This window comes from Prosthecobacter sp., assembly GCF_044373815.1.
Classification (GTDB): Bacteria; Verrucomicrobiota; Verrucomicrobiia; order Verrucomicrobiales; family Verrucomicrobiaceae; genus Prosthecobacter.
Genome location: NZ_JBIPNG010000472.1, coordinates 1 through 5,183, shown reverse-complemented (window position 1 = coordinate 5,183; position 5,183 = coordinate 1). Strand labels below are relative to the sequence as shown.

Sequence of the window (5,183 nt, the reverse complement as noted above, 5' to 3'; positions counted from 1 at the left end):
GAGGTAATGCAGGATGTCATCCTCGTGCTGTGGGAGAAGTTTGAAGTGGCGGCGGATTTTCAGGGCTGGGCCTTCGGCGTGGCGAGAAACGTGGTCATGCGGCACCTCCGCAACCAGTCGCGGGACCGGCATGTGTTTGATGATGACCTGGCGAACAAGCTCGCCGACGATGCGGTCGCCCTGGTGCCGGTGCATAACGGGCATCGCGAGGCCTTGGAGAGCTGCCTGGACAAGCTGCCCGCCGCGCAACGTGAACTTGTGCTCACCGCCTACATGAAGGGCACCCGCATGGATGAGCTGGCCACCCGCCGTGGGCAGACGCCGATGGCACTCTACAAACTGCTCCACCGCATCCGGCAGGCCCTGCTGGAGTGTGTGGAGCGCACACTCGCCAAGGAGGAACACGCATGAATCTCGGCTCACACGATCTCATCCAGCGCCACATGGCCGGACTGCTCACGGAGTATGAAGCTGCTGGTCCTGCAAACACGCCTGAAGGCAGACACGGACCTGCGGAGGCTCTACCTGCACTACATGAATCTGGACGTGGCACTGGAGGCACAGGCAGGATCACGAGACCGGGTGATCGATCTGCTGCGGGCAGCCCCACTGACTGAAAACAACCCCGCCGGGCGCTGGTATTCCTGGCGTCCACTCACCGCAGCGGCGGCGGGGATTGCGTTGGGGATGTTCTGCACGTCGGTGGTGTTTGGCTATGTGGGGCCGCGTGTGGTGGAGAAGGTAAAAACGGTGTTCGATGAAGGTTTTGAATCGGGCGTCACAAAGACTGAGGATGGGCTGCCGCGCGAGGTGAGACACTGGAGCGGCGATGAGGCGGAGGTGGTGGCGTCTGCACCGGGGGTGAAGGCTCACGTCGGCGCGAAGATGCTGCGCTTTCTCAGCGCGACTTATCCGGGCGAGAACTCGCCGCGCAGCCAGTGGGGGGATGTTTATCGGCTCGTGGATGTGCGGGGGCTGGCAGGCGACGGGCGCACGGTGGCGCGGGTGTCGGCTAGCTTTAGACAGGGGGCTGTGACCGGTGAGGAAAGGTTCGCTTGCAGGGTTGGAGCCTATGCTCTTGATCAAGATCTGAGCACACTGCCATCGCCGCTGAACCTGGCGTGGCTGCAACAGAACAACAGCGCGGCCGGCTCGCGCCGAGCCGTGCTGACGGGCTCACCGCATTGGCATGATGTATCGGTCGAGGTGCCAATCACGCGCGAAACGCGCTATGTGATGCTGCATCTGGCCATGGTTCAGGAGCAGCCGACACTCAAATACGGAGCAGTGCAGTTTCAGGCGCATTTCATGGACGATGTGAAACTGGAAATCGTCTCCGACCGTTGAAATCAAAACACTTTCCCAACTTCAATTTCATGAAGCCTACCAATCACGACTCACCGCACCTGTTGAATCGCCGCCAATTTCTCCGCAGCGGTTCAGCGGTTCTGGCGCTGCCGTTCCTCGAAGCGCTCGCGCCACGCATTGCGCGCGGAGCCTCCGCGCCGACGCCGCCCAAGCGCATGGTGTGCATCATGACCAACACTGGAATGATCGCCGAAAACTTCTTCCCGAAGCAGGCGGGCAAGGCGTTCGAGCCATCGCGCTATCTCGCGCATCTGGAGGCAGTGCGCGGGCGCTACTCGGTGATGAATGGCCTCTCGCATCCGGACAATTCCGGCGGGCATGTGGTGGAGAAGAGCTTCCTCACCGGTGCGCGGTTTCCTTCGTCCGCAGTTTTCAAAAACAGCATCTCCATCGATCAGCTCGCAGCGGAGTCGCTCGGTCATCACACGCGCTTTCCCTTCCTCGCACTCGGCGTGAACGGCCAGCACGACGGACTGCTCTCGGTCTCGCGCGATGGGGTGTTCATCCCGCCCGAGCTGAGCCCGGCCAAGGTTTATCAGCGGCTCTTCACCCCGGACACGGCAGCGGAGAGCGAGCAGCGGATGCGCGAGATCGGTCAGCGCGTGAGCACGCTCGACTTTGTAAATGAGAAGGCGCAGCGGCTCTCGCGCAATCTCGGTGCGGAGGATCGTGCGCGGCTCGACCAGTATCTCACCTCGGTGCGCGAGTTGGAGCAGCGGCTGGAGCAGGCGCGGGTGTGGCAGCAGCGGGAAAAGCCGCGCGTCGCCGTGCCTCAGCCGCAGGACATCCTGGACAACACGCAGGACGTGGATCGCGCACGGCTGATGTATGACATGACTCTGCTCGCCCTCCAGAGCGATAGCACGCGCATCGTCACGCTGTATCTTAATCCTTTGGAGGTCCTCGTGAAGCTGCCCGGTGTGAGCGATCGCACGCACACGCTGACGCATCACGGCAATGAGCCGGAGAAGCTGGAACAACTCGCCAAAGTTGAAGAAGCGGGGCTGAAGAATCTCGGCCGCTTCCTGGCGGGGCTCGTTGCGGTGAATGAGGGCGGCAGCAGCCTGCTCGACGATACGGCGGTTCTCTTTGGCTCGAACATGTCGAACGGCAGCAATCACTCGAACGTGAACCTGCCGATCATCCTCGCAGGCGGTAGCTTCAAGCACGGGCAGCACTTGCAGTTCGATCTGAAGAACAACACGCCGTTGTGCAATCTCTTCGTCTCCATGCTTCAGCACATGGGCGTGGAGCGCGATGCCTTCTCCACGAGCACGGGAACTCTCACGGGACTGGAAATGGCATGAGACGCGGTGTTGCCCACGTTTTCCTTCACGCACTCCTTTTCACGCTTCCGGCTCTGCTCATCGCGGCAGAGCCGGACCTGCGTGGCTATCTGGAGACGCATTGTTTCGACTGCCACGATTCGAAGACGAAGAAGGGCGGGTTCGATCTCGAATCGCTGCCGATGCAGTTCGAAGACGCACAGCGTTTCGATTTGTGGGCCAAGGCGCACGACCGCATCGCCGCTGGTGAAATGCCGCCAAAGTCGCGCAAAGAGCGTCCTTCCGAAAAGGAAAACGCCGATGCGCTGAAGCTGCTCGATGACCGCCTGCACGAAGCCGATGCCACGCGCATCGCGAAGACAGGGCGCGCGTTGTTTCGTCGCCTCTCCGCACAGGAATACGAGAATGCGTTGAGCGACCTGCTGCATCTGCCTGGGCTGCGTATCAAGCATCTGCTGCCCGAAGACGAGCGCCGCCACGGCTACAACAAGATCGGTCAGGCGCTCGATCTCTCGAACGTGCATCTGAGTCAGTTCATGGATGCGGCAGACCTCGCGCTCACCAGCGCCATCGCCACGCACAGCACGCCGCCGCCGGTCTTGCGCAAGCGTTACGGCGGAGCCAGCGGCTCGGAGAATTGGAACTGGATCGCGCGCGGTGATGCTGTGCTGCTGAAGGACAAGCAGTTCGATCCCTTGCTGCCGCTGCCTGCGGTCGATGACAATCTCTGGGGAGCACCCGGCGATGCCTTGCGGAGACAAAGGAACACCTCGCTCGGGACCAAGCTCCGCGACTACGAGGGAGCCATCGGCTTCTTCACGGGTCCCATCGAACGCACGTTCAGCCAGACCATGCAGTTCTCGCCGGTTTACGCAGGAACGTATCGCATCCGCACCTCAGCGTGGGGCTTCTGGTGGGATCGCGGCAAGGTGGAGCCGCCGCATCGCAACGAGTCCTTCATGCTCTCCGTCTGGCTTCCGTCGGATGGCCCGCGCTTCATTCATTCGCCTTCGCGTCGGCTGGGCATGTTCGATGTTCCCGCGTTGGAAAGCCGCGTCCACGAATACACCGGCTGGTTTGATGTGAACGAGGAACTGCTCTTCGAGATGGGCACGCCGACCGGCTACGAGAAAAACACCGGACGCTGGGCCTCGCAGTCGCCGGGCTCATGCGCCGTCCATTCCGGCCCCGGCATCGCGCTCGACTGGTTCGAAGTGGAAGGCCCCATCTTCGACCAATGGCCGCCGCGCAGCCACACCGCGATCTTTGGCGATCTGCCGATCCGCCCGCTCGCGAACGACAGCAGCATCATCAAACCGAAACGCGAGCCAGTGCGGCAGCGCTCACGCAGTGGCGGAACCCGTCCCAGCAACGGCGAACTCACCATGGAGGAGAAGGAAGCGCCGTTGGAGACTGTATTCACCGCGCATCCGCAGGAGGACGCCACGCGCCTGCTCGCGCAGTTCCTTCCGCGTGCGTTTCGTCGAGCCGTGCCTGCGGACGAGGTGCAGGGCTACGTGGAAATCGTCACGCGAGAGATGAAGGGCCACGCGTGCTTCGAGGACGCGATGAAGGAAGCGTGCAAGGCAGCGCTCAGCTCCCCAGACTTCCTTTTCATCGGCGACACCGGCTTGGCGAATAACAACACGCCGCGCATCCGCCTCAGTGACCGCGCCCTCGCTGACCGTCTCGCGCTTTGGTTTTGGAACAGCATCCCCGATGCGGAACTCCTCGCGCTCGCCAACGAAGGCCGACTGCACCTTCCCGAGAACCTCAAGAAACAAACAGATCGCCTGCTCGCCGACGCACGCTCCGACCGCTTTATCGCCGACTTCACGGACCAATGGCTCGACCTGCGGAAAATCGACGCCACGCAGCCCGATACCAAGCTTTACCCCGAAGCTCGCGAGCATCTGAAGCACAGCATGATCGCGGAAACCCGCGCCTACTTGCGCGAGCTGATCACGAAAGACGTCAGCGTCACGCACCTCGTGAAGTCCGACTTCGCGATGCTCAATCAGAGCCTCGCCGATCACTATGGCATTCCCGGCGTCACGGGTTGCGACCTCCGCCGCGTCTCTCTGCCAGCGGACAGCCCGCGCGGCGCTTTCCTCACGCAGGCCGCCGTGTTGAAAGTCACCGCCAACGGCACCAGAACCTCTCCTGTCACACGCGGCGCGTGGATCAACGAACGCCTCCTCGGCAACATCATCCCGCCACCACCCGCCGGGGTGCCTGCCATTGATCCCGATACGCGCGGATCAAAGACCATCCGCGAGCAGTTGGCAAAACACCGCTCCGACGCACGCTGCGCTGGTTGCCATGCGAAAATTGATCCACCCGGCTTCGCGCTGGAGAGCTTCGATGTCATCGGCGGCTTCCGCGAACGCTACCGCTCGTTGAGTGCGGGCAACATGCAGGTCTCATTCAATTTTGCCTCCGGCTGGAACCCACGCGTCCGCCTCAATCAGCCCGTCGATGCCTCCGGCGAGCTTCCCACTGGCGAGCCCTTCCAGAGTCTCGCCGACT

4 protein-coding genes are annotated in these 5,183 nt (G+C 62.3%); all 4 read left to right on the top strand.

Annotated features, from left to right (window positions below):
* On the top strand, nucleotides 1-411 hold a 411-nt coding region (locus ACIREA_RS26315), incomplete at its 5' end, for a sigma-70 family RNA polymerase sigma factor (RefSeq protein WP_397385298.1).
* 54 nt (nucleotides 412-465) lie between these two features.
* Nucleotides 466-1,347, top strand: a complete 882-nt coding sequence (locus tag ACIREA_RS26310; RefSeq protein ID WP_397385297.1) for a hypothetical protein — start codon at nucleotides 466-468, stop codon at nucleotides 1,345-1,347.
* A 62-nt stretch (nucleotides 1,348-1,409) separates the two neighbouring features.
* A complete protein-coding gene (locus ACIREA_RS26305; protein ID WP_397385296.1) occupies nucleotides 1,410-2,675 on the top strand; it encodes a DUF1552 domain-containing protein in 1,266 nt (421 codons plus the stop codon).
* Nucleotides 2,672-5,183, top strand: a 2,512-nt coding sequence (locus ACIREA_RS26300) for a DUF1592 domain-containing protein (protein WP_397385295.1), incomplete at its 3' end; no start/stop codon positions are given. The genes ACIREA_RS26305 and ACIREA_RS26300, both read left to right, overlap by 4 nt.